The organism is Marinifilum caeruleilacunae, from assembly GCF_013141825.1.
Taxonomy (GTDB): Bacteria; Bacteroidota; Bacteroidia; order Bacteroidales; family Marinifilaceae; genus Marinifilum; species Marinifilum caeruleilacunae.
Genome location: NZ_RZNH01000011.1, coordinates 1 through 24,365 on the forward strand (window position 1 = coordinate 1; position 24,365 = coordinate 24,365).

Below are 24,365 nucleotides of genomic sequence, written 5' to 3' on the forward strand. Positions count from 1 at the left end.
GGGAGCTTACTTAAAGATTAATTGAAGCTTTCTTAATTTAAAATATATAGGTTTATTACGATGATTGTATTGTAGGAGATTTCTAAGARWGGTCATTCGAATRACAACGTAGAAATCATATTTAATCATTAAAAATCCTAAAAATCAGTGTCTAAAAKATGGAAATTGATCAGGRCACAGATTGTATATGATGTGTTTGATTGTTTATGATTTTGAAGTAGAGGTATYAGGTATAATTATAAACATTGKGAGCTTACTTAAAGATTAATTGAAGCTTTCTTAATTTAAAATATATAGGTTTATTACGATGATTGTATTGTAGGAGATTTCTAAGAAAGGTCATTCGAATRACAACGTAGAAATCATATTTAATCATTAAAAATCCTAAAAATCAGAATCAGCGTCTAAAAATGGAAAAAGATAAAAATATAGAATTGCGATCGGACGAAGTTAAAGAGATATTGGGAAGAGTTCCAAACTGGATTATTCGCAGTGGAACCACCCTGTTTTTTGTAATTATTATCGCAATTATTTTTGGGTCCTACTTTTTCAGGTATCCTGATATTATCAATTCACGATTGGTTTTAACTACACTAAATCCTCCGGCAGAATTGGTTGCACGCTCGAACGGAAAAATACAAGAACTCTACATCAAGGATAACCAGGAAGTAAAAGAAGGTAGTTTGTTGGCTATTATTGAAAATCCGGCCTTTAACGAGGATATATTTGAACTAAAAGACAAATTGGAGTCCTTTCAAGGGCATATTACCGGTGCTCAAAATGTCGATGCTCAAGTTATCGAAGGAACTTTCCGATTGGGTGAGGTGCAATCTTACTACAATATTTTCCTAAAATCATGTGTCGACTATCAACGATTTTTTGAGCTGGAGTACTATGACAAAAAGATAGAATCCTATCGAAAACAGATCAGGCAGTACAACATGTTTTACGATCGTCAGTACCAGCAAAAGAAAATTCTGGAAAGTGAATTGGCCATTTCAAAAACACAATACAATCGTGACTCTTCACTTTATCAGAGAGGTGTAATTGCCCAGCAAAACTTTCAGAACTCCAAGAAAAAGTACCTGGAGAGTTCCTACGCTTTTCATGGGGCTCGATCGGCTTTGGCTAATACGCAAATCAACATTTCAAATGTAGAACAACAAATTATCGATCTTGAATTGAAGAAGGAGAGCGAAAGAAAAGACCTGCAAAATTTAATGATTCAATCTTTCGATCAGCTCAAAGCACAAATTGATATCTGGGAACAGAAATACCTGATAAAGACTCCGATTGACGGCAAAGTAACCTTCAATAAATTTTGGAGCTCAAATCAGAATGTAAAAAGTGGTGAAAGGGTTTTTACGGTTCTTCCGATGGATTCTACAAAAATCATCGCAAGAGTAGAGCTGGGAATGAGAGATGCCGGTAAAGTTAAAGTCGGTCAACGAGTGAATATAAAACTCGATAATTATTCTTATCTTGAATATGGGATGCTGGAAGGAAGAGTACAATCGATCTCTAAAGTACCGGAAAATCAGAAGTATGCTCTGGATGTTGACCTATCTAACGGACTGGTAACCAACATCGGAACCGAGTTAAATTTCGCACAGGATAGTGAAGGTGATGCCGAAATTATTACCGAAGATCTAAGATTACTACAAAGAATTTTTAATCCAATTCGTGCTCTGCTAAAAGAAAGATTGTAAGTTCCACGCCCGAAATAAAAAATTCGGAAGATGAAAGAACTTGCAGTAGGTATTGATATAGGTGGCACGCACACGGTTTTCGGACTGGTAGATCAGTCGGGAAATTGCTTGGTGCAGGATAAAATCTACACCAAAGAATTCGATACCTTTTCGGATTTTTTAATCACCCTATCGGATCAGATTAAAAAACTTCAACTTCCCAATAAAGAGAGTTTTAAACTTAGTGGAATAGGTGTTGGTGCACCCAACGCCAACTACATGAATGGAACCATAGAAAATGCTTCCAATTTAATTTGGGAGGGTGTTCTTCCTCTTGGCAATCTTCTTCAAAGAAATTTTAATCTTCCTGTTAAAATAACCAACGATGCCAATGCCTCGGCAATGGCCGAAATGCTTTATGGAGGAGCCAAAGGGATGAAAAATTTTATTGTTTTAACCCTCGGAACCGGTTTAGGCAGTGGCATTGTTGTGGATAGTAAAGTGGTGTATGGACACTCTGGTTTTGCCGGAGAATTGGGACATATTATTGCCAGGCCGGAAGGCCGACAATGCGGATGTGGCCGCTACGGTTGTTTAGAGACCTATGTATCGGCTACGGGAATTAAAAGAACTGTGAGCAAGCTGTTGGCCAAATACTCTTTTAAAAGTGATCTTAGAGGCATTCCTTTTAATCGAATGAGTGCAAAAAAATTGGCAGATGCCGCTTATCGAGGTGATGAAATTGCTATTGAATCTTTCGAATATACCGGCAAAATTTTAGGCATAGCATTGGCCAATGTTGTTGCCATAAATAATCCCCAGGCAATTTTCCTTGCAGGTGGATTATCAAAGGCAGGCGATCTCATTCTAAAACCCACACAACACCACATGGAAGAAAACCTTCTGTCGGTTTACAAAGGCAAAACAATTTTATCGATTAGTAAGGTGAAGGGAAATTCGGGAATTTTAGGTTCTGCTGCCATGATATGGAATCTTATCTAATAATTTGTAGCTTTGGCCTTTACATATGAACCAAGCTATTGTGTATTAAATGCGTATAAGATTAGTAGTTATTTTTTTATTTGTTGGAATATCAGTGGGTTACGCACAAAATCATATTGAGCCTTTTCATACTCGTAACCTCAGTCCATTGATTCATTTTTTTGGTATCCCTAATCAAAATGGGGGAGAAGTCTTACAAAAGAAAGACTTTGTTTTTGGCAATTATTTGAACATTGCGAACAATGCAACGCTTTCCCGTTTACAGGAAGAAACAGTGTATCTCGATGGAGAAATGTACCGTAACGATATTATTTTGCGTTATGGATTGTTCGATAAATTGGAAGTCGAATTAAGTGTACCATTGGTGAGACATTCGAGTGGCTTAATGGATCCATTTATTACGGGCTGGCACAATACTTTTGGTTTGCCTGCAAAGGGTAGAGATGAGATGGAAAACTATAAGCTTACCTATCTTTACCAGGAGAACGAGACTACCTATGTGCTCATGAATGAAGGAAAGTTAGACATTGGTGATATTGCCCTTCGACTGACCACACCTCTGCTTCAAAACGACAAGCATCTGCTTTCGCTCTCGACATTTGTAAAGTTTTCGACAGGTGAGAAGAGTCAGCTTATTGGCAGTGGAACCAACGACCTAGGATTCAATCTTTCGGGAAGACTTTTAAATGATAGAGCCGATAGAGGTTTTACCTGGTTTTATTCAGGTGGATATATGCGCATTGGATCGGGAGCGGTTTTAGACGATTTCCTAAGTCGTGATATTTTATTTGGAAGCCTGGGTTCAGCCTATCGCATCAATCAGAAATGGATTCCGAAAGTACAACTCGATTTTCATTCAGGCTTTTACAAAGAATCTGCCACAAGGCAATTGGGAAAAGAGTCGATACAGTTGATTATTGGAACCGACTACTATATCTCAAAGAAATTGAATTTGTCTGCTTCCTTTTCGGAAGACCTCATTGTAAACACAGCGCCCGATTTCGTTTTGCAATTCGGCGTTTCATATAAACTTTAACTACCTAAACATGAGCATTATTGGAAATATTATTTGGATTATTTTTGGGGGAATATTCATTTTCTTCGAATACCTTATTGCCGGATTATTAATGTGTTTCACCATTGTAGGCATTCCTTTTGGAATTAAAATTATGCAACTTTCGGTATTGGGATTGGCTCCTTTCGGACAAAAAGTAGAATACAACGAACATGCAGGTGGCTGCCTGAGTATCATTTTAAATGTAATTTGGATATTTATTGGTGGAATTTGGATTGCCTTAACTCATGTTCTGTTTGCCCTGCTATTTGCCATTACAATTATTGGAATTCCTTTTGCAACTCAGCATATCAAACTGGCAGGATTTGCATTAACACCATTCGGAAAAAGTATTCGATAGCATAAAAACCAAACTGCTATAAAAAGAAATATCCCGGCCGGAGAGGCACGGGATTTTCACAAAATACTTAAACAACAAACACTAACATAAACGTTCCTTAACGCGTATGGAGAGCAAATGTGAGAAAAATATTTTGGAAATGAAAATCCTTCAAGACTTATAATGTCAAAAATATCAAATACTTACACCGAAAACGTTTGAATAGACCTTATTTATTTTCAATTTAAATACCAAAGAGTCTTTTTTTGATTCGAAAAAGCAAATTGCTCCACGTGGAACATTCGTTTTTTCATTTTTATTTCATTTTCAGATAGTTTGCAAAAACAACACCTTTGCCTTTTTCTCATATCTTTGCATTTTGAACACAAAACTGCACAAATTTGAATCCTCTTAAGAAACTTGCTGGTGAAACAGCTATTTACGGCGTAAGCTCCATTGTGGGTCGATTTTTAAATTGGTTACTGGTACCTTTGTACACTTATATTTTTCACCCGGCAGAGTTTGGAATTGTTGCCTATTTGCTGTCATATGTGGCCTTGTTCCTGGTCTTACTCACCTTTGGAATGGAAACTGGCTACTTCCGTTTTGCCAACAAAGAAGGCAAAGCCGATATCACCTTTACAACAGGATTCCTAAGCTTAATTGCATCAAGCCTTATTTTTTGGATTCTTGTCTTGATCTTTCTGAATCCTTTGTCGGCCCATATGAACATATCGGATCACAAGGAATATATACTACTATTGGCAGCAACACTTGGTCTGGATGCCATAACAGCCTTGCCTTTTGCCAAACTACGATTGCAAAACAGGGCATTTCGTTATGCAGGCTTAAAGCTGATTAATATCTTCACCAATCTGGGAATCAACCTATTTTTCCTGGTGTTGTGTCCTTGGATTCATAAAAACTTTCCAGGAGTACCTATTGAAAAAATCTGGAATCCTAATATTGGAGTTGGATACATTTTTATCGCTTTTTGCGCAGCATCTGTTGTAAATTTTGTATTGTTACTGCCCGATTTTAAATCGGTAAAATTCAGGATGGATTGGTCTCTGCTTAAAGAAATTTTATCCTATTCATGGCCAATACTCATTGTAAGCATCTGTGGTCAAATCAATTTGAATTTAGATAAAATGCTGATGCCTGATTTAATTCCCGCATCGAAAGATCCTATGTATCAGACCGGGATATATGCAGCCAATTACAAGTTGGCCGTGATCATGACACTTTTTATCCAGGCATTCAGGTATGCATTCGAGCCCTTCTTTTTCTCACAGGCCAAGCAGGAAAATTCAAAACAGGTTTATGCCGATGTGCTCAAGTACTTCACCCTTTTTTGTTTGTTGATTTTCCTTGGCGTGATGTTTTATATAGACATTGTTAAGCTCCTGATCAAATCGAACTATCACGAAGGTTTAAGTATTGTTCCTTATGTACTGCTTGCCAACCTGTTCTTTGGGGTATTCTTTTCACTTTCTTTGTGGTATAAGTTAAGCGATAAAACAAGATACGGAGCTATAATGGCAATCATTGGCTCAGTCATCACAATCATTCTCAACATTATTTTGGTTCCACGAATTGGATACCAGGGAGCAGCATATGCGGTTTTCATCTGCTTTGCTATCATGATGATTGTATCCTATCTATTGGGGCAAAAGTACTACCCTGTGCCTTACGACATCAAGCGCATCCTGTTCTATTTTGTTTTCGCAATGTTTCTTTTTGCAATTGCCACACAAATTAAAATCGAAAACCAATGGTTAAAAATGCTTGCAAAAACTCCTTTATTGCTTGCTTTTATTGGTCTTGTAATTCAGCAGGAGAAATTATGGGAACCCATTAAAAGAACACTTAAACTGAAATAATTTCGAGCAGGCTTAATCCCGAAATTACCTTTCATAAGAGAGATGAAAAATGTATCTTAGCGAATCGTTAAAATAGTGCATAAAACCTCTAAATATTAACAAATGAAAGTTAAGATCGTTAATAAATCGAATCACGATTTACCAAAATACAGCACCGAGTTATCGGCAGGAATGGACCTAAGAGCCAACCTAAAAGAGCCTGTTTTTCTAAAATCATTGGAAAGAAAATTAATTCCAACGGGTTTGTTTATTGAATTGCCAGCAGGTTATGAAGCCCAAATTCGTCCACGTAGTGGTATGGCTCTAAAGGAAGGAATCTCAGTATTGAATACGCCGGGAACAATCGATGCAGACTACCGTGGAGAAATAGGTGTAATTTTGGTTAACCTTTCGAACCAGGTGGTTGAAATTAAGAATGGTGACAGAATTTGCCAAATGGTGATTGCCGCTCATGAAACTGTGCAGTGGGATGCTGTTGAAGAGTTGGAAGTTTCGGAAAGAGGAGCAGGTGGTTTTGGTCACACAGGCAAAGCCTAATCGTTAAAAAACATTAATTCGGATTGATTATCAAGCCTAAATCTTAATTTTGATCCGAATTTTATTTAATTTAAACATTACTACTACAGATTATCAGCAATGAAAATTATTGTACCTATGGCAGGTATGGGGAAGCGTATGCGCCCTCACACCTTAACGGTGCCTAAACCGTTAATTCCTATTGCAGGAAAACCTATTGTTCAACGTTTGGTTGAAGAAATTGCGAAAGTATCGAATGAAAGCATTGAAGAAATAGCTTTTATTATTGGTGATTTTGGCAAGGAAGTTGAGAACCAGTTGTGCGAAATTGCTACCAATATTGGTGCAAAATCGAGCATTTATTATCAGGATGAAGCATTGGGAACTGCGCATGCAATTCACTGTGCAGCAGAATCACTTTCTGGTCGTGTAGTTGTTGCTTTCGCAGATACTTTATTTAAAGCCGATTTTGTGCTGGATGCCGAAGCTGATAGTGTAATTTGGGTACAGAAAGTAGAAGATCCATCGGCATTTGGTGTGGTAAAGCTGGATGCAGAGAATAGAATTACCGATTTTGTTGAAAAGCCTCAGGAATTTGTTTCTGATTTGGCCATTATCGGAATTTATTACTTTAAAGATGGTGAAAACTTAAGAAGTGAATTAGAGTATTTGTTAGACAATAAAATCGTTGTTAACGGAGAATACCAGTTAACCGATGCATTGGAAAACATGAAAAATAAAGGCTTGGTATTTAAACCAGGTCAGGTAATTGAATGGATGGATTGTGGTAACAAAGACGCAACAGTTCACACCAATCAAAGAATTTTGGAATATCACAAAGAAGATGAGTTGGTTTGCGATTCATCAATTATCGAAAATTCCATTGTAATTCCTCCATGTTATATCGGAGAGAATGTAAAAATTGAAAACTCTATTGTTGGTCCTCACGTATCAGTAGGATCGGGTACAATAGTTAGTAATACATTGGTTCGCAACACCATTGTTCAGCGAAATTCAAACCTGGAACACCTAAACCTTGAAAACTCAATGATTGGAAATCATGTTGACATTCAGGGAGATGTTTCGGAACTAAACGTTGGCGATTTTGCGAGCTTTTCAAAATAGTTAAAAGGATGAAGGCGGGAAGAAAATTATTATTGGCAATGATGCTTGGAACTTCCATTATGTGTGGAATTCCTTCTCATGCAAAGAATTTAAAATCAACGAAGAAAGACAAACTTCAGAAAGAAGTAAAGCTTACTGAAGAACAAAAACTAAAATTCGATTTTGCTTTTGCGGAGGCAACCAAAGCCATTTTGCTTGGCGAAATTGAGAAGGGGATTTCTTTGTATCATTCCTGCCTTAAACTTGATCCTACAAGTGCTGTTGTAAGGTACGAATTGGCAAATATTTATTTGAGCAAGGAGAACTACAACAGCGCACTTGAATTGTCTCGTGGTGCTGTAGCCCAGCAACCTCGTAACCTTTGGTATCAGATTCAATTGGCCAACATTTACCAGAAAAAAGGCATGATCGATCATGCCTGCAAGGTATATGAAGAGTTGATAGAAATGTACCCTGACAGAAACGATTTCTTTTACCTGCAAGCAGCTTTGTACGCTTCGGTTGAAAAGTTTGAAGAAGCCGTAGAGGTGTATGATCGTTTAGAGAAAAAGGAAGGAATACAAGAAGGTGTTTCTCTCGAAAAAGAGAGACTTTTTATTCAAATGGGAGATAAAAAATCGGCTTATGCCGAAATTCAGAAGTTGATTAAAAAATTCCCATACCGTGCCGATTTTTACGGAATGTTGGCCGATTTGTACCTGGCCGATAACGAAGAAGAAAAAGCCTTTAAACAGTACCAGGAAATATTAAAAATAGACCCTGACAATGGATTGGTTCATTTTTACCTGGCCGATTTTTACAGGAAAAAAGGCGAGACTGAAAAGGCAAATGAATCATTGGCAAAAGCTTTTGCACAAGAAGAAATACAAGCCGATCAGAAAATCCAATACCTGATTGCCATGCTTATGGCTCCGGATCAACCCGAATTATCCGACGACTATTTAAAATCTTTATTGGACACTTTGGTAGATATTCATCCTGGACATGTTCGTGTTCATGCGTTGTATGCCGATTTCTTAAGAAAGAGAAAAGACAACGAAGGTGCAAAATACCATTTGGAAAGAGTACTCGAAGATGATAAATCGAACTACGTAGTTTGGGAAGAACTCTTACTGATTCATAATGAATTGTTGGATTTTGAAGGGATGCTAAAAGTAAGTTCTGAAGCCTTAACTTACTTTCCAAGTCAACCTTTGCTGTACATTTTTAAGGGTGTTGCAGCAGCTCAAAAGAACGATTTTAAAACAGCGATCAATGCTTTCGAAAACGGAATGATCTATGTTGGCGATAATATTCGATTAAAAATTCAGTTCAGAACCTATATGGGCGATGCTTATTATCAGAAAGGCGATGCCGAAAAAGCATTCAAATCATATGATGAAGTTTTGTTGTATGAACCGAATAATGTGATTGTTCTTAACAACTACAGTTACTACCTTTCGGTGAGAGGAGAGCAACTTGAAAAAGCCAAAGAAATGAGCTCGAAATGCATCGAATTAGAAGCTGAAAATCCGACCTACCTTGATACGCATGCATGGGTGCTTTATCGTTTAGGCGAGTACAAAGAGGCCCGAACTACAATGGAAAAAGCACTTCAGTTTGGAGGCGACGACTCAGCAGTTCAGGTAGAACATTACGGTGATATCTTGTACAGATTGGGCGAAGGAGAGAAGGCTTTAGAAGAATGGAAAAAAGCATTGGAATTGGGTGAAGGCTCAGAATACCTTGCCGAAAAGGTTAAAACAGGAACAATTCCTGAAGAAAAGAAAGATGAAGAGTAAATTAAATTCAAAATTATACCTGGGAGCCATGGTTTTAATCATGGCTTTTATTCAGTTTTCGTGTAAAACAAGCTACGAACTTGGCGTGATAAAGGCCAAACCAATGTCTGATGCAAAACTCTATCGACATATGATAGACAGTAGCCTGCATTATAATACATTGTTCGTAAAAAAATTCTCTGCCAACTATTCGGTTGAAGGGGTAAAAAAGAGTTTCAAAGGTGCAATCAAGATTCAAAAAGATAGCCTGATTTGGATTTCTATTACCGCTCCGGTTGGGGGTTTAGAAGTTGCTAGATTAATGATTAGTCAGGATTCGGTAAAGATGATTGACCGAATGAAAAAGACCTACTTTGTTGATGATTACGACTTTTTTAGGGAAAAATTGAATGTAGATCTTAATTTTGAATCACTGCAGGCCATCCTTACCAACTCAGTTTTCCAGGCCACAAATGGTGAAAAGGAAAAATCATTTATTCGTGGATTTAATGGGAGAATCGTTGATAACATGTATGTATTTACCTCCGAAAAATCGCGAAAAGTAGATCGTAAACTTAGAAAAGACAAACTTAAAAAGCTTACGCGATTTGGTTATCAGAGAGTTGAAATTGATCCTTCATTAATGCGAATTACCGATGTTTTAGTAAGAGATTTCGACGACGCCCGGGATGTGAGTGTAAAGTATCGCGATTTTAAAATGTTCGAAGATAGAAAGTTTCCACAGCGATTGAGTTTCGAGGTGGTTGATCCGAAACATTTATTATCTTGTAGTGTTAAATTTAATAAGATTGCTTTCGACGAAAAACTGAAATTTTCCTTTAAAATTTCCAGCAAGTACGAAAGAATATATCCGTAAACGAAATGATAGGCGTTTCCAAAAAAAGATTTTCTGTTATCACTCTGTATGTATTGGTTTTACTGATCAGTTTATCGGTAGATGCTTTTTCGCAGACCAGTATGTCAACACTTAAAAAAAGAAAAGAGCAGAACGAAAAAGACATCGCCTACACCAATACGCTCATTAATAACACGGTAAAAAATAAGAAAGTGAGTTTGGGACGATTGAATTTGTTGAATCAAAGAATTCGATCGAGGCAAGCTCTCATTAATTCCATTGAAGCAGAAATCTCCCATATCGGAAGTCAAATTCGACAAAAACAAAACGATATTTCAAAGCTCGAAGATGAGCTGGATAAATTAAAGAAGCAGTATGCCAAGGTGATTGTTTATGCGCATAAGCAAAAAAATTCCTACGAAAAATTAATGTTTTTGCTATCGTCAAAAGATTTTAACCAGGCATATAAACGATACAAATACCTACAGCAATTTTCAGAATACAGCCGAAAACAAGGCAAAACCATTGGTGAAAAGAAAGATTCACTAGCAGCTAAAATTGTAGAACTAAACAAAGTTAAAGGCGAGAAGGAAGAACTGTTGGCCCAAAAAACCGACGAAAACAAAAAATTATCGGCAGAAAAGTCACAACAGTCGGCATTGGTTCAAAACCTTAAGAAGCGTGAAAAACAATTGCGCGATGATTTAAGAAAACAGAAAAGGTACGCTCAAAAGCTGCAAAAAGAAATTCAAAAAATTATTGAACGCCAGGCTCGATTGGCTAAAAAATCAAGCAAATCTGCAGGCAAATATGCGATAACCCCAGAGGATAAAACACTCTCTTTATCATTCGATAAAAACAAAGGAAAATTACCTTGGCCTACTAAAACAGGATTTATTTCGGAAAAATTTGGAGAACATCCACATCCGGTTTTGAAACATGTTACCGTTCGTAACGATGGAGTAAATATCACAACAGACTCAAAATCGGATTGCCGATCGGTTTTTAAAGGAGAGGTAACACACATTCTTTCCATGCCTGGATTAAACAATGTTGTGATTATTCGCCATGGAGAGTTTTTCTCAGTATATTCTAACCTGGCTACAGTAAATGTAAAGAAAGGCGATCTAGTTCAATCGAAAGAAAAGATTGGAGTAGTATATACTGATAGTTCTCAAGATCAGACAGTTCTTAAGTTTCAATTGTGGAAAGGTAGCACCAAATTGAATCCTGCTCAGTGGTTGTATCGTAACTAATTTAATTACGTACAGGTAAGAAATGGAAAATAATCGGGATATTTTTATTGCGAAACTCGATCGTTTTATTCGCAAATATTATCAGAATTTACTCTTGCGTGGAGTTCTGTTGTGTCTCGTATTGTTCTTGTCTTACTTTTTTCTCATTTCTTTTTCCGAATACAATTTATACCTTTCGGTTAAGGTTCGAACAATCCTTGTTATCTTTTCGATAATTTTTATTCTATTCCTGGGATATCAATTTTTAATACGCCCAATAGTTGGCTTGTTAAAAATTGGCCAGCGAATTTCTTACCGACAAGCCATTCAAATTATATCTGAACATTTTCCGGAACTTCAGGATAAATTAATTAATACGCTTGAATTAACCGAGCAGGCTTCGGAATTAAAAGACAAAGAAAATTCATTGCTTCTTGCAAGCATCAATCAAAGAATCGATTCGGTAAAATTAGTTCCTTTTCGAAGAGCAGTTTCTTTTAAGACCAATTACAAGTATTTGAAATACCTGGTCGCGGTTTTTGGTTTACTGATTTTGGTTCACTTTTTAATTCCCGATATGTACTCCAACAGTACGGAAAGACTCGTGAATTTTAATACCAAATATGCTCCTCCTGCCGATTTTTCATTCCATTTGGACGATTGGTCGGGCAGAGCGGTTAAAGGCTCTGATTTCTCCTTAAAAGTGCATACCGAAGGAAAATACATTCCGAAGGAAGTTTACCTGATAACTGATAATTCAAGGTTTTTACTGAAGAAGGAAAAATCTGGAAAATTCAGCTACTTGTTTAGAAATATCAATTCGAACATTTCATTTCGACTGCAATCGGGAAAGGTAATTTCAGAAAATTTTCAAATAAAGGTAATTTCCAAGCCAGGCATTAAAAATTTTTCTATTTCGATCAAATCGCCACCTTATACGAAATTGCCCTTACAGGTCGAAAAAAACATCGGAGATGTCAGTGTGCCAGCGGGTTCCGATTTAGAGTGGAAGTTTGAAACAGAGCTCTCAAGTGCAGGAGAATTGATTTTTTCTGATTCTCTGAATCCTACACCAGTAATTTTAGAAGGAAATGTGCTGAAATTTTCGCGGAAAATCAGTGAAAAGAATTCTTATAGAGTATTTCTAACAAACGACGAATTTGATAGAGAATCTTATGCCCAATATCATATTGATGTGATTCCTGATTTGTACCCTCAAATTAAAATTGCAAGCATTCAGGATTCAATTATTGAATCGGGATATTATTTTCGAGGACAAATAAAAGATGATTACGGATTCTCAAAATTGAGATTTGTGTACCAGGCCGAAAATTTATCACCAACCTATATTCCGATTTCGGTAAATCAAAATTTAAGTTCACAGGAGTTTTTCTTTTCATTTGATTTTTCTTCAGAAAATTTTCAGGAGGGAAGCAATGTCAAATATCATTTCGAAGTTTTCGATAACGATGCAATTAATGGCGCCAAAAAAGCAAGCTCGCAACAATTCAATTATTACATTCCCGATTCAAAACAACTTTACGATTTAAACGCAGCTGTACAGGATAGCATCGGAAGTAAAATCAGTAAAGGAATTCAGTTGAGTGAATCCATACAAGAGGATATTTTGCGGATGCAAAAAAATGCGTTGGACGGATCGGCCGAAAAATGGCAACAAGAGCAGCTTCTAAATCAAATAGGAGATAAGAAGAAGCAACTGGACGAATTGTTGCAAGAAGTAATGCAGGAGAACCAACGAAAGAATCGGTTGATGAACTCTTCGGGAATGGATGATCCTGTGCTGATGGACAAGCAAAAGCAGATTGAAGAATTGCTTGAAAAAGTAATGGATCCTGAACTTCAGAAATTGTTTGAAGAGTTCAATAAACTGGCTGATGATATGAAATCTGAGGACATCAACAAGCTTGGAAATCAATTAAAAATGTCGATGAATGATTTTCAAAAACAGTTGGATAGAAACTTACAACTTCTGGAAAGGTATGAAATAGAAGTTCGCGTACAACAGCTAAGCGACAGAATACAGAAACTGGCCGATGAACAGGAAAATGCTGCAGATAACAAACGCAGAGATAGTGAAAAATTAAAAGAAATTCAGCAGAGCGGAAAGGAAAAATGGGATGAGCTTACACAAGATTTAAAAGATGTTTTAGATCAAAACTCAGCCATTCAAAAACCTTATGATTTCGATGAAGATATCAGTGATCAGCAAAAGGAAATTAATGATCTGATTAAAGAATCGACAGACTTAATTCAAAACAGCAAGACAGGAAAAGGCGCAAAGAATATGAAAAAAACCTCTGCGAAACAGCGGAAGTTGGCGCAAAAATTAAATGATAACATCTCTAATAGCACTGCGGCTCAAATTACCGAAGACATTGGTAATTTGATCCGACTGATGAACAATTTGATCGAATTCTCATTCCAGCAGGAAGATGTGTTAAATGCTTTTAAAAGAATTGGATATTTGAACCCAATTTATGCCGAAATGATAGAAGAACAGGGCGAGTTGAAAGAAGAGTATAAGCTCATTCAGGATTCATTGCTTGCCTTATCATCCAGATCGCCGCAAGTGGCATCGTTGGTGGGAAATAGAATATTTAACATCGAAAATGAACTGGAAAATGTGATTACGGAAGCCAGTGAAAGAAGAAAAGTTCAGGCCGCAACAGGGCAACAAAAAGTATTGACCGACGTTAATGAATTAAGCGTATTTCTATCAGAAGCCTTAAATCAGATGATGGAGCAAATGGCAAATGCAATGCCAGGCGATCAGTTGGGAGACAAGAAAAATGGCCAAGCTTCCTTTCCCGGACTAAAATCTCAGCAACAATCTCTAAAAAAGATGTTGGAAGAATTAATTTCTGATATGAAAAATGGAAATGTAGAAAATGGTTCAAAAGAGAAGTTAGGAAAGTTTTTGCAAAGACAGGAAATGTATCGTCAAAATTTGAACGAAATGCTTCAAAAAGGTGGTTTGGGGAACGAAAGTGAAAAAATCTTACGTGAAGTAACCAAAATGCTTGACCAAATGGAGTCGGACATTTCTAATTTTTCGATAAATTCGTCAATGATATTTCGCCAAAATCGTATTTTTTCAAAATTATTAGAGGCCGAAAATGCCCATAGAGAAAAAGATTTTGATAAGAAACGTGAAAGTAAATCAGGAAATATTATAAAATTGAGTAACCCTAGAGAAATATTTGAGTATAAAAGAGTACGAAGCGATTTTGAAGGAGTATTTTATGACTCAAATGTCAAAATGTTCGACTATTATAATAAGTTGTACTTAGATTATATGATAAAACTAAATAATGACTAAATCTGATAACTTGTTGGTATTTCCATCTGAACTAGAAAACATAAGTAGGGTTGAAAGATTGATAGACGATATTTCATCTTCCTACAATTTAAGCTCTGAAATTTATGGTAAAATTTCGGTAGCAATCATTGAGGCTGTAAACAATGCTATTCTGCATGGTAATCGATTAGATGTTTCTAAAAATGTCAAAGTCGAGTTCAATATCGATGAAGAAGCTATTCAGTTTATTATTGAAGATGAAGGATCTGGCTTTGATTACGAAAATATTCCTGATCCAACCTTACCTGAGAACATCGAAAAAACTCATGGTAGAGGAATTTTCTTAATGAATCACCTTGCTGATGATATTGAATTTTGCGAAAATGGCGCCTTGGTTGATATGAAATTTAGATTTGCTTAAATGTTGATTACATATAATTCGTGTGAAACAGAAATTCCCGCGATTGATCAAAAACGCATAAGCGATTGGGTCAATCGCGTTGTCGTAAATAATGGTGGAGAAATAGGGGAGATTAACTACTATTTCTGTTCCGATGATTACTTACTGGAAATGAATCGTGAACACCTAAACCACGATTATTACACAGATATTATCACCTTCGATTACACAGTTGCCAATATCATTTCCGGTGACCTTTTTATTAGTGTTGATACGGTTCGTGACAACGCTACCGAATACAAATGCGAATATTTAGAAGAACTTCATCGTGTCATTATACATGGTGTACTTCATTTGTTGGGAATCGACGATAAAACAGATGAAGATCAGGCCATCATGACACAAAAGGAGGATGAATCATTAGCATTACTTTCCAAGATTGATTAAATTTGTGAAATTTTTTAATTTATTTTGCTGAATAACAAGCAATTAGAAATGTTTTTAGTTTTCTAGTGTTTTGATATTCAGTAGATTAGTGTAAAATATTTATCTTTGTAGATAAATAAGGAATAAAGAATACAAATATCTGATTATAGTATGTTGCCTAAGTATGATGTAATAGTAGTAGGAGCCGGTCACGCAGGATGTGAAGCAGCTACAGCCGCTGCAAATCTTGGTTCATCTGTTCTTTTAATCACAATGGACATGAACAAGATTGCTCAAATGTCGTGTAACCCGGCAATTGGGGGAATTGCGAAAGGTCAAATTGTTCGTGAATTGGATGCATTAGGCGGATATACCGGGATCGTTACCGATCGATCTTCCATTCAATTTCGAATGTTGAATCGTTCAAAAGGTCCGGCAATGTGGAGCCCGAGAGCCCAATGCGATAGAATGATTTTCTCTGCAGAATGGAGAAAAATTGTTGAAAATACCGATAACCTGGACATGTGGCAGGATGCTGTAGTTGCAATTATTGTAGAAGATGGCATTGTAAAAGGGGTAAAAACCAAACTTGGAATTGATATATTAGCTGAAACCGTAGTTCTAACCAATGGAACTTTCCTTAACGGATTAATGCACATTGGTAGAAAACAGGAAACCGGTGGCCGATCGGCCGAACCAGCATCTTTTGGTATCAGCGAACAATTAAAATCATTTGGCTTCGAAGTAGGACGAATGAAAACCGGTACACCTGCTCGATTAGATGGAAGAACCATCGATTTTTCTGTAATGAGAGAACAGGGTGGTGAAGAAGGTTTCTACCAGTTTTCATACTTAAAAGATCATGTAGACAAAACACTTCGCCAGCGACCATGTTATATTACCTATACCAATCCGGAAGTACACGATAATTTGCGTGAAGGATTTGAAGATTCGCCAATGTACAATGGAACCATTCAGAGTACAGGTCCAAGATATTGTCCGAGTATTGAATCCAAACTTTCAACATTTGCAGAAAAGAACGAACATTTATTATTCCTGGAACCCGAAGGGGAACATACCCACGAATATTACATCAATGGATTCTCATCAAGTTTGCCTTGGGATGTTCAGTTAAAAGCTTTGCAAAAAGTTCCTGGTTTGGAAAATGTGAAAATGTACCGACCTGGATATGCAATCGAGTATGATTATTTTGATCCAACTCAATTGTATCACACACTGGAAACCAAAATTATTTCCAAACTGTATTTTGCAGGTCAGATTAACGGAACAACAGGTTACGAAGAAGCTGGCGCTCAAGGAATGATTGCCGGAATAAATGCAGCTTTATCGGTACAGGGAAAATCAGAATTTACCCTTAAACGAGATGAAGCATATATTGGTGTATTAATCGACGACCTTGTAACAAAAGGAGTAGATGAACCATATCGTATGTTTACCTCTCGAGCCGAATATAGAATTTTGCTACGCCAGGATGATGCAGATGTGAGATTAACACCTAAAGCATTTGAGTTGGGATTGGCTGAACAGGAGAGAATGGATCTTCTCGAAGAGAAGATTTTCTACAGAGATAAACTATACAATTTCTGTAAAGAGTTTAGTTGTAAACCAAAATTCTTAAATCCTGTTTTGGAAAAATTGGGAACAAGTCCACTTAAACAAGGTGTAAAATTATATGATATTATTTTACGTCCTCAAGTAGGCATTCACGATTTGATCGAGGATGTTACTCCTTTAAAAGAGGTGATCGAAGAGATCCCAAACAGAAGAGATGAAATTATAGAAGCAGCTGAGGTCCTAATTAAATACAGCGGTTATATCGATCGTGAAAAATTGATAGCCGATAAGCTAACGCGTTTGGAAAATATCGATATAAAAGGTAGATTTGATTATATGACTTTACAGTCCTTATCGACCGAAGCCAGACAGAAGTTGGATAAGATTCAACCCCAGACAATAGGGCAGGCATCACGAATTTCTGGTGTGTCGCCAAGTGATATAAACGTTCTTTTGGTACTTATGGGACGATAATGTTCCACGTGGAACCAAGGAGTATTTTTCAAAAGTTTACTCCTTAAAACGCCCGAAATCGATCTCCTTGTTTCAAACAAAGCGATAGTTTCGGGCCTTTTTGTAAGTGTATTTGTACTCTTAAATTCTCTAACATGAAAGATCAAAATTTTAAAATATCGGGTAAAATTGTAGATGTTATTTCACGAGAAATCGTTTCGGGTGAAATTAAAGTGGTTGACGGAAGAATAGATTCCATACTGCCAAAAGAAGATGTTCCCAACCGATATATTTTGCCTGGACTGGTCGATTCACATATGCATATCGAAAGTTCATTGTTAATTCCAAGTCGATTTGCGGCCGAAGCGGTAAAGTGTGGAACTCTGGGTTTGGTGACCGATCCTCATGAAATTGCAAATGTGCTGGGCGAAATTGGCGTGGACTTCATGATTAATGATGCAAAGAAGGTTCCATTGGAAATCAAGTTTGGAGTGCCTTCTTGTGTGCCAGCAACAGAACATGAAACTTCCGGTTTTGTTTTGGATAGTAATATTGTTGAAAGTTTGCTCAAGAGAGAAGAGGTAGTTTGCCTGGCAGAGGTAATGGATTTTGTGGGCGTGGTAGAGGAAGATTTAGAAGTGCTCAAAAAAATTGTTGCCTGTAAAAAATTAGGAAAAAAGATAGATGGTCATGCACCAGGATTAAAGGGTGCAGATTTGAAAAAATATGTTGCAGCTGGCATTTCTGCCGATCATGAGTGTTCAACTTTAGAAGAGGCCTTAGATAAGATTGCTTTGGGCATGATGATCCAAATTAGAGAAGGAAGCGCTGCTCGGGATTTTGATGCACTGAGTTCCTTACTCGAAACACATCCTGAAAAAGTGATGCTGTGTACCGACGATTTGCATCCTGATGATATGGCCGAGGATGGTCATATCGATTACCTAATTAAAAAAGGATTGGCAAAAGGATATGATCTATTTAATTTATTACGAGCTGCCAGTTACAATCCAATTCATCATTACGGATTGGATTTGGGTTTGCTTCAAAAAGGGGATTCTGCGGATTTTATTCTTGTAGACAATTTGGATTCATTTGATGTTATCGAGTCGTATCGAAAAGGAGAGTGTATCTATAAAAATGGCAAAGCATCATTCGAAGTTCACAACGAAATTTTATTGAATAATTTTAGTCGTAAGGCAATCTGCTTGTCAGACTTAAAAGTCCAACCAAAGAATGGTAAGATTAAAGTTATGGTGGCAAAGGATGGTGATCTGATTACCGACTCCATTTTATGCGATCCAAAAATTGAAGATTCAAATTTGGTTGCTGACGTTGACAATGATCTATTAAAAATGGTTGTGATGAGTCGTTACGATAATGGCAAACCGGTGGTAGGTTTTGTAAAAGGCTTTGGATTTAAGAAAGGAGCCATTGCAGAAAGTATTGCCCACGACAGTCATAATATTATTGCCATTGGTACGAGCGATGAAGAATTGATTCATGCAATAAATACCCTGATTGATTTAAAAGGTGGAATTGTTGCTGTGAATAATGGAGATTCAAAATTTGTAAAACTCGAAGTAGCCGGATTGATGTCTAATAAAACAGGAGAGGAGTTGATTCAGGATTATTCAGAGCTTAGGGATTTTGCTTCGGCACTTGGATCCGATTTTGAATCGCCATTCATGACACTTGCATTTATGTCTCTCCTGGTGATTCCAAAATTAAAATTATCTGATAAGGGATTGTTCGATGTAGACCAATTTAAAGTAGTAGATTTATTCGCCAACGATTAGTAATTCTCTGTACAAGTATCGATGATTAAAAACAAAAACATTGACCATTTAAAATCTCTGATTTCAGCCTTGCCTGAAGAACCTGGTGTATACCAATTTTTCGACGAGAACAATACCATTATTTATGTGGGTAAGGCGAAAAGATTAAAGCGTAGGGTAGCTTCATATTTTAACAAGGTGCATGATAATGCAAAGACCAATATCATGGTTCGGAAAATATCTGAAATCAGGCATATTGTTGTAAATACAGAAGAAGATGCATTGCTTTTGGAAAATAATCTGATAAAAAAGCATCAACCACGGTACAATGTTTTATTAAAAGATGATAAATCTTTTCCATGGATTTGCATCAAGAAAGAAAATTTTCCACGTGTCTTTGTTACCCGTAACCTTGTAAAAGATGGTTCTGAATATTTTGGTCCGTACACAAGTGTTAAAATGGTAAAGACACTAATGGATATGATTCGTTCCTTATATAAATTGAGAACTTGTAATCTAAACTTAAACCAGGAGGCAATATTGAATGGTAAATTTAAAGTGTGCCTGGAATATCATATTGGAAATTGTAAGGCACCTTGTGTTGGAAAAATCAGTCAGGAGGAGTACAATGAAACCATACAGGCAATTCGAAATATCCTGAAAGGGAATATTCGTATGGTGACTTCTCATCTTAAAAGTAAAATGACAGATTTGGCTGAAGAATTTAAGTTTGAAGAGGCGCATATCATTAAAGAGAAGCTTGAACTACTGGATAAATATCAAAGCAAATCTACCATTGTAAATCCATCGATTAACAATATAGATGTATACTCAATTCTTGAAGATGAAGAGTCAGCATATGTCAATTTTTTAAAGGTTGTAAATGGCGCCATTATACAGGCGCATACAATTGAGCTAAAAAAGAAAATAGAAGAGAGCAAGGAAGATTTACTACTTCTCGCAATAACAGAAATCAGACAGAAAATTTTTAGTACTGCAAAAGAAATCCTGGTTCCTTTCGATATCGATTTGCCATATAGTGGTGTAAAATGCTTGGTTCCTCAACGTGGCGACAAGCGAAAATTACTGGACCTGTCGCTTCGTAATGTCAAATATTACCGTCTCGAGAAGTTAAAGCAGGGGGAAAAATCGAGAAAGCAATCTCATTCTGATAGAATTCTGGAACGAATGAAAAATGATTTGCGATTGAAAGACCTACCGGTTCATATTGAATGTTTCGATAATTCGAATATACAAGGAACAAATCCTGTTGCGTCTTGTGTTGTATTTAGAAATGCCCGACCTTATAAAAAAGATTATCGACATTTTAATATAAAAACAGTAGTTGGGGCAAACGACTTTGCCTCTATGGAAGAAATTATATATCGTAGGTACAAAAGATTATTGGAGGAAAATCAAACACTGCCGCAATTAATTGTAATTGATGGAGGGAAAGGACAGTTAGGTGCTGCTTTAAATAGTTTGGGGAAATTAGATTTACGCGGGAAAATATCAGTAATTGGTATTGCAAAGAAATTAGAGGAGATTTATTTTCCTGGTGATCCTTATCCTTTGTATCTGGATAAGAATTCGGAGACATTGAAAACCATACAGCATTTAAGAAATGAATCGCATAGATTTGCCATTACATTTCATCGACAAAAGCGTTCGAAAGCTTTTGTTGGTTCTGAATTGGATCGGATCGAAGGAATTGGTCCTAAATCCGTTCAAAAGTTAATTCAAAGGTTTAAGTCGGTTGATAATGTGAAGAAGGCCACAATAAATGAAATTTCTGCTGAAATTGGAAATTCTAAAGCATTAAGTGTCTGGAAATATTTTCATTAAGAATGTTTATCTAAATAGAATTACAGCCTGTAATTTACTCCTTATCAAACAGTTATCAGCATAAATAATTTTAAAAAAATAACTGATATAGCTCTTTAGAGCTTATATTATTAAAGTATAAGTCTAAATTAATTGAGTTAATATTGTTGTAGATCAATGTGTTAATGTGGTTTGTACCTTTTATTGTATTTAGGAAGTCTTCAAATTGGTCATTTTTAATGCAATTGCCTGTTATGTCCAGCTCTGTAATCAAGCCTTTCTCTACTCTCATTTCAATTTCAAGAATTTTACCGGAAGGGTAAGTACAAAGTTTTTCAAAATTGTAATTGGGCGAATACCCATAGTTCCATTCCCAGGTGAGAAATTTCTCTGACCTTATTTTTTCAATAGCATTTATATCTTCTTGCGAAAAAGTGAATGGTTTTGAGTTTGGATAAGTGTTTTCAAATTCCTTGATCACCAGCTCGGCGAAATTTGAAATTGTAATGGAGGAGGACAGGTAATCTGTAATATTGGTTACGCGGCTTCTAATGGATCTTACGCCTCTGTCTTTAAACTTTAAAGGATTCACCTTTAAAAGTTGATTTAAGCGCTTTAAATCGCTCGAAAATAGCATTGTGCCATGCTGCATTACTTTGTTCTTGTATACATGGGATGCATTGCCCGAAAACTTTTTTCCATCAATGGTCAAATCGCTTTTTCCCTCGAATTTTGCGTTTACATTAAGTTTTTGCAGGGCATTAATTATGGGCTGACTATAAGCTTTAAAATCAACCAATTTTCCCTTTTCGCCTTTTTTAATCAGGCAGTAGTTCAGGTTTCCAAAATCATGATAAACTGTTCCGCCACCCGATAGCCTGCGAACCACCGGAATATTTTCAGCATTTACCCGATCAAGATTAATTTCGGCCAGGGTGTTTTGATGTTTTCCCACCACCAGAGAATCCTGATTGATGTACAGAAAAAAGAAATCTTCATCGTAATTTTTCAGAAGGTATTCTTCGCAGGCTAAATTAAAATAAGGATCGTTGGAATTGCTGATGAAATAATTCATGATTTTGATTTTGTTTTCTAATCACAAATATCATTATTATTTATGAAAGATATTAATTTAGACTTAATTTTGACAAGCTGATTTTATTGAACATGTCATCGATTTCATCAATGAATCTCAAGCAGACTGGCTTATCTTTAAAATCTGATAGAAGGAACTCACCTTAAATATAAACATCTTAATAAATATTTAGTTATGCGAGTTGTAATACAACGAGTAAGTAAAGCCTCTGTAACAGTTGAAAATGAAATTGTTGGACAAATTGGCGAAGGCCTGATGATTCTGGTAGGAATTGAAAATGAAGATACGAAGGAAGACGCAAACTGGTTGAGCAAGAAGATCTGTAATCTTAGAATTTTTGATGATGAAGATGGAGTCATGAACAAATCCTTGCTTGATGTAAAGGGAAATATACTAACTGTTAGTCAGTTTACCTTACATGCCAAAACCAAAAAGGGCAACCGACCATCCTATATTGCCGCGGCAAAGCCTGATATTTCGGTTCCTTTGTACGAATATTTTGTGAAAGAATTAGAACGCGAATCGGGTACAAAAGTGCAAACCGGAAAATTTGGTGCTCATATGGAAGTAGCCCTTGTGAACGATGGACCGGTAACCATTATTATCGATACCAAAAACAAAGAATAAATGGAAGACTTAACGATAAAACAAGCCCAAAAAAAGGTAGACGATTGGATTAAAAAATATGGAGTTCGATATTTCAACGAACTTACCAATATGGCAATTCTAACCGAAGAGGTGGGAGAGGTTGCCCGTATCATCTCCAGAAAGTATGGCGAACAATCCTTCAAAGAAAAGGATAAGGATGTTGATTTAGCCGATGAAATGGCAGATGTACTTTGGGTTTTGATTTGCCTGGCCAATCAGACTGGGGTCGATTTAAATGAGGCCCTGGTCAAAAATCTCGAAAAGAAAACAAATCGCGACTCGAATCGCCACAAACAAAACACGAAACTTTCTACTGATTAATGAAATAAGATCAAAAACGGGCACAAAAAACTGTTTTTTTATATAGTTTTGTGACTTTACGAAGAGTACTGAAAAGTACGAAATGGAAAAATCAGCGAAGAAATTCGCAACCGGTTAAAAATTAATTAATTACATTTTTGAAACTTCAAAAAATGAAGAAAAACATTTTAGAGATCTTGAAAACGTACAATCTTGAATTGAACGATCAGGAAGTAGCAAATCAGGTTAAAGAGATTATTGCTTCTGATTTTGATTCATTGTACAGTGTAGAGAATTTAAAGAAAAACTTTTCGTTAATCGATCTAACAACTTTAAATTCTACAGATACACACGAAAGAGCCAAAAGTTTTGCAGATAATGTAAACAACTTCCGGAATGATTTTGACATGCCAAATGTTGCTGCCATCTGTGTATACCCATACCAGGTGCCAACATTAAATGAAAACTTAAAAGCAGAAGGAGTAAATATTGCTTCTGTGGCCGGTGTTTTCCCATCTTCACAATCATACATTGAAGTTAAGGCATTAGAATGTAAAATGGCTGTAGAAAAAGGAGCCGACGAAATTGATATCGTGATTTCGATAGGAGCTTTCCTGGCTGGCGATTATCAAACTGTATTCGATGAGATTGTAGCTCAGAAAGAAGCATGTGGAAAAGGGCACCTGAAAGTGATTTTGGAAACAGGCGAGTTGAAAACTGCAACTAACATCAGAACCGCGTCGATTTTGGCGATGGAAGCTGGAGCAGATTTTATTAAAACATCAACAGGTAAGGTTCCTGTTAATGCGACGCTTGAAGCAGCTCATATCATGACTCAGGCAATTGCCGAGTATCATGAGAAAACAGGTCGTATGGTTGGTTTCAAACCAGCAGGAGGAATCTCTACTGCGAAAGATGCAATTGAGTTCTATTCCATCTCGAATCGCAACCTTGGTGAGAAATGGTTGAACAATGAGTACCTAAGAATAGGTGCTTCGAGTTTGGCAAACAACCTGCTTAGCGAAATTCACAAAATTGAAACAGGAGAAGAAAAAACCATCACATATTTTTAATAATGTGAATATTA

Annotated in this window: 20 protein-coding genes; 19 read left to right on the forward strand and 1 reads right to left on the reverse strand. The window is 36.5% G+C overall.

The window, feature by feature from the left end; translation table 11 throughout:
* Positions 1-410: 410 nt before the first annotated feature.
* The 16 genes from ELS83_RS08325 (at position 411) to uvrC (ending at position 21,255) form a co-directional block, all read left to right on the forward strand.
* Complete coding sequence (locus ELS83_RS08325; RefSeq protein ID WP_171595086.1) at positions 411-1,709, forward strand: HlyD family secretion protein; 1,299 nt, start codon at positions 411-413, stop codon at positions 1,707-1,709.
* Between the two features lie 30 nt (positions 1,710-1,739).
* The gene (locus ELS83_RS08330) at positions 1,740-2,690 is read left to right on the forward strand and encodes an ROK family protein (protein ID WP_171595087.1); all 951 of its coding nucleotides are present in this window, start codon (positions 1,740-1,742) and stop codon (positions 2,688-2,690) included.
* 49 nt (positions 2,691-2,739) lie between these two features.
* Entirely contained in the window at positions 2,740-3,726 is a 987-nt protein-coding gene (locus ELS83_RS08335) for a DUF3187 family protein (protein WP_171595088.1), read from the forward strand.
* 10 nt (positions 3,727-3,736) lie between these two features.
* Positions 3,737-4,105 carry a YccF domain-containing protein gene (locus ELS83_RS08340; protein WP_171595089.1) on the forward strand — a complete coding sequence of 123 codons (369 nt, stop codon included), beginning with the start codon at positions 3,737-3,739 and terminating at the stop codon, positions 4,103-4,105.
* A gap of 380 nt (positions 4,106-4,485) precedes the next feature.
* Complete coding sequence (locus tag ELS83_RS08345) at positions 4,486-5,967, forward strand: oligosaccharide flippase family protein (RefSeq protein ID WP_171595090.1); 1,482 nt, start codon at positions 4,486-4,488, stop codon at positions 5,965-5,967.
* A 102-nt stretch (positions 5,968-6,069) separates the two neighbouring features.
* The gene (gene dut / locus ELS83_RS08350; protein ID WP_171595091.1) at positions 6,070-6,504 is read left to right on the forward strand and encodes a dUTP diphosphatase; all 435 of its coding nucleotides are present in this window, start codon (positions 6,070-6,072) and stop codon (positions 6,502-6,504) included.
* A 99-nt stretch (positions 6,505-6,603) separates the two neighbouring features.
* Positions 6,604-7,608 carry a sugar phosphate nucleotidyltransferase gene (locus tag ELS83_RS08355; RefSeq protein ID WP_171595092.1) on the forward strand — a complete coding sequence of 335 codons (1,005 nt, stop codon included), beginning with the start codon at positions 6,604-6,606 and terminating at the stop codon, positions 7,606-7,608.
* Between the two features lie 8 nt (positions 7,609-7,616).
* Positions 7,617-9,389 (forward strand): tetratricopeptide repeat protein, encoded by a 1,773-nt coding sequence (locus ELS83_RS08360; RefSeq protein ID WP_171595093.1) that lies wholly within the window; start codon positions 7,617-7,619, stop codon positions 9,387-9,389.
* Complete coding sequence (gene lolB1, locus ELS83_RS08365; protein WP_171595094.1) at positions 9,379-10,245, forward strand: lipoprotein insertase outer membrane protein LolB1; 867 nt, start codon at positions 9,379-9,381, stop codon at positions 10,243-10,245. Before ELS83_RS08360 ends, lolB1 begins: the two co-directional genes overlap by 11 nt.
* 5 nt (positions 10,246-10,250) lie before the next feature.
* On the forward strand, positions 10,251-11,480 hold the full coding sequence (locus ELS83_RS08370; protein WP_171595095.1) for a murein hydrolase activator EnvC family protein: 1,230 nt from the start codon (positions 10,251-10,253) through the stop codon (positions 11,478-11,480).
* Between the two features lie 22 nt (positions 11,481-11,502).
* Entirely contained in the window at positions 11,503-14,799 is a 3,297-nt protein-coding gene (locus ELS83_RS08375; RefSeq protein ID WP_171595096.1) for a coiled-coil domain-containing protein, read from the forward strand.
* Complete coding sequence (locus ELS83_RS08380) at positions 14,792-15,199, forward strand: ATP-binding protein (RefSeq protein WP_171595097.1); 408 nt, start codon at positions 14,792-14,794, stop codon at positions 15,197-15,199. The genes ELS83_RS08375 and ELS83_RS08380 overlap by 8 nt, the downstream gene beginning before the upstream one ends.
* Positions 15,200-15,625 (forward strand): rRNA maturation RNase YbeY, encoded by a 426-nt coding sequence (gene ybeY / locus ELS83_RS08385; RefSeq protein WP_171595098.1) that lies wholly within the window; start codon positions 15,200-15,202, stop codon positions 15,623-15,625.
* Positions 15,626-15,775: 150 nt separating this feature from the next.
* A complete protein-coding gene (gene mnmG / locus ELS83_RS08390; RefSeq protein WP_171595099.1) occupies positions 15,776-17,653 on the forward strand; it encodes a tRNA uridine-5-carboxymethylaminomethyl(34) synthesis enzyme MnmG in 1,878 nt (625 codons plus the stop codon).
* A 134-nt stretch (positions 17,654-17,787) separates the two neighbouring features.
* A complete protein-coding gene (gene ade / locus ELS83_RS08395) occupies positions 17,788-19,431 on the forward strand; it encodes an adenine deaminase (protein WP_171595100.1) in 1,644 nt (547 codons plus the stop codon).
* 21 nt (positions 19,432-19,452) lie between these two features.
* Positions 19,453-21,255, forward strand: a complete 1,803-nt coding sequence (gene uvrC / locus ELS83_RS08400; RefSeq protein ID WP_171595101.1) for an excinuclease ABC subunit UvrC — start codon at positions 19,453-19,455, stop codon at positions 21,253-21,255.
* A gap of 70 nt (positions 21,256-21,325) precedes the next feature.
* Here the strand turns inward: uvrC and lplA are convergent, their stop codons facing one another.
* A complete protein-coding gene (gene lplA / locus ELS83_RS08405) occupies positions 21,326-22,309 on the reverse strand; it encodes a lipoate--protein ligase (RefSeq protein WP_171595102.1) in 984 nt (327 codons plus the stop codon).
* Positions 22,310-22,504: 195 nt separating this feature from the next.
* Between lplA and dtd the strand changes: the two genes are divergently transcribed.
* From dtd to deoC, 3 genes are all read left to right on the forward strand, one after another.
* A complete protein-coding gene (gene dtd / locus ELS83_RS08410) occupies positions 22,505-22,957 on the forward strand; it encodes a D-aminoacyl-tRNA deacylase (RefSeq protein ID WP_171595103.1) in 453 nt (150 codons plus the stop codon).
* Positions 22,958-23,299, forward strand: a complete 342-nt coding sequence (locus ELS83_RS08415) for a nucleotide pyrophosphohydrolase (RefSeq protein ID WP_171595104.1) — start codon at positions 22,958-22,960, stop codon at positions 23,297-23,299.
* A gap of 152 nt (positions 23,300-23,451) precedes the next feature.
* The gene (gene deoC, locus ELS83_RS08420) at positions 23,452-24,351 is read left to right on the forward strand and encodes a deoxyribose-phosphate aldolase (RefSeq protein ID WP_171595105.1); all 900 of its coding nucleotides are present in this window, start codon (positions 23,452-23,454) and stop codon (positions 24,349-24,351) included.
* The last annotated feature ends 14 nt before the right edge of the window (positions 24,352-24,365 follow it).

Bases quoted from the DNA above. Each gene is read 5' to 3' on its own strand.
- ELS83_RS08325 (WP_171595086.1), top strand. From the start codon at position 411: ATGGAAAAAGATAAAAATATAGAATTGCGATCGGACGAAGTTAAAGAG.
- ELS83_RS08330 (WP_171595087.1), top strand. From the start codon at position 1,740: ATGAAAGAACTTGCAGTAGGTATTGATATAGGTGGCACGCACACGGTT.
- ELS83_RS08335 (WP_171595088.1), top strand. From the start codon at position 2,740: ATGCGTATAAGATTAGTAGTTATTTTTTTATTTGTTGGAATATCAGTG.
- ELS83_RS08340 (WP_171595089.1), top strand. From the start codon at position 3,737: ATGAGCATTATTGGAAATATTATTTGGATTATTTTTGGGGGAATATTC.
- dut (WP_171595091.1), top strand. From the start codon at position 6,070: ATGAAAGTTAAGATCGTTAATAAATCGAATCACGATTTACCAAAATAC.
- ELS83_RS08355 (WP_171595092.1), top strand. From the start codon at position 6,604: ATGAAAATTATTGTACCTATGGCAGGTATGGGGAAGCGTATGCGCCCT.
- ELS83_RS08360 (WP_171595093.1), top strand. From the start codon at position 7,617: ATGAAGGCGGGAAGAAAATTATTATTGGCAATGATGCTTGGAACTTCC.
- lolB1 (WP_171595094.1), top strand. From the start codon at position 9,379: ATGAAGAGTAAATTAAATTCAAAATTATACCTGGGAGCCATGGTTTTA.
- ELS83_RS08370 (WP_171595095.1), top strand. From the start codon at position 10,251: ATGATAGGCGTTTCCAAAAAAAGATTTTCTGTTATCACTCTGTATGTA.
- ELS83_RS08375 (WP_171595096.1), top strand. From the start codon at position 11,503: ATGGAAAATAATCGGGATATTTTTATTGCGAAACTCGATCGTTTTATT.
- ELS83_RS08380 (WP_171595097.1), top strand. From the start codon at position 14,792: ATGACTAAATCTGATAACTTGTTGGTATTTCCATCTGAACTAGAAAAC.
- ybeY (WP_171595098.1), top strand. From the start codon at position 15,200: ATGTTGATTACATATAATTCGTGTGAAACAGAAATTCCCGCGATTGAT.
- mnmG (WP_171595099.1), top strand. From the start codon at position 15,776: ATGTTGCCTAAGTATGATGTAATAGTAGTAGGAGCCGGTCACGCAGGA.
- ade (WP_171595100.1), top strand. From the start codon at position 17,788: ATGAAAGATCAAAATTTTAAAATATCGGGTAAAATTGTAGATGTTATT.
- uvrC (WP_171595101.1), top strand. From the start codon at position 19,453: ATGATTAAAAACAAAAACATTGACCATTTAAAATCTCTGATTTCAGCC.
- lplA (WP_171595102.1), bottom strand. From the start codon at position 22,309: ATGAATTATTTCATCAGCAATTCCAACGATCCTTATTTTAATTTAGCC.
- dtd (WP_171595103.1), top strand. From the start codon at position 22,505: ATGCGAGTTGTAATACAACGAGTAAGTAAAGCCTCTGTAACAGTTGAA.
- ELS83_RS08415 (WP_171595104.1), top strand. From the start codon at position 22,958: ATGGAAGACTTAACGATAAAACAAGCCCAAAAAAAGGTAGACGATTGG.
- deoC (WP_171595105.1), top strand. From the start codon at position 23,452: ATGAAGAAAAACATTTTAGAGATCTTGAAAACGTACAATCTTGAATTG.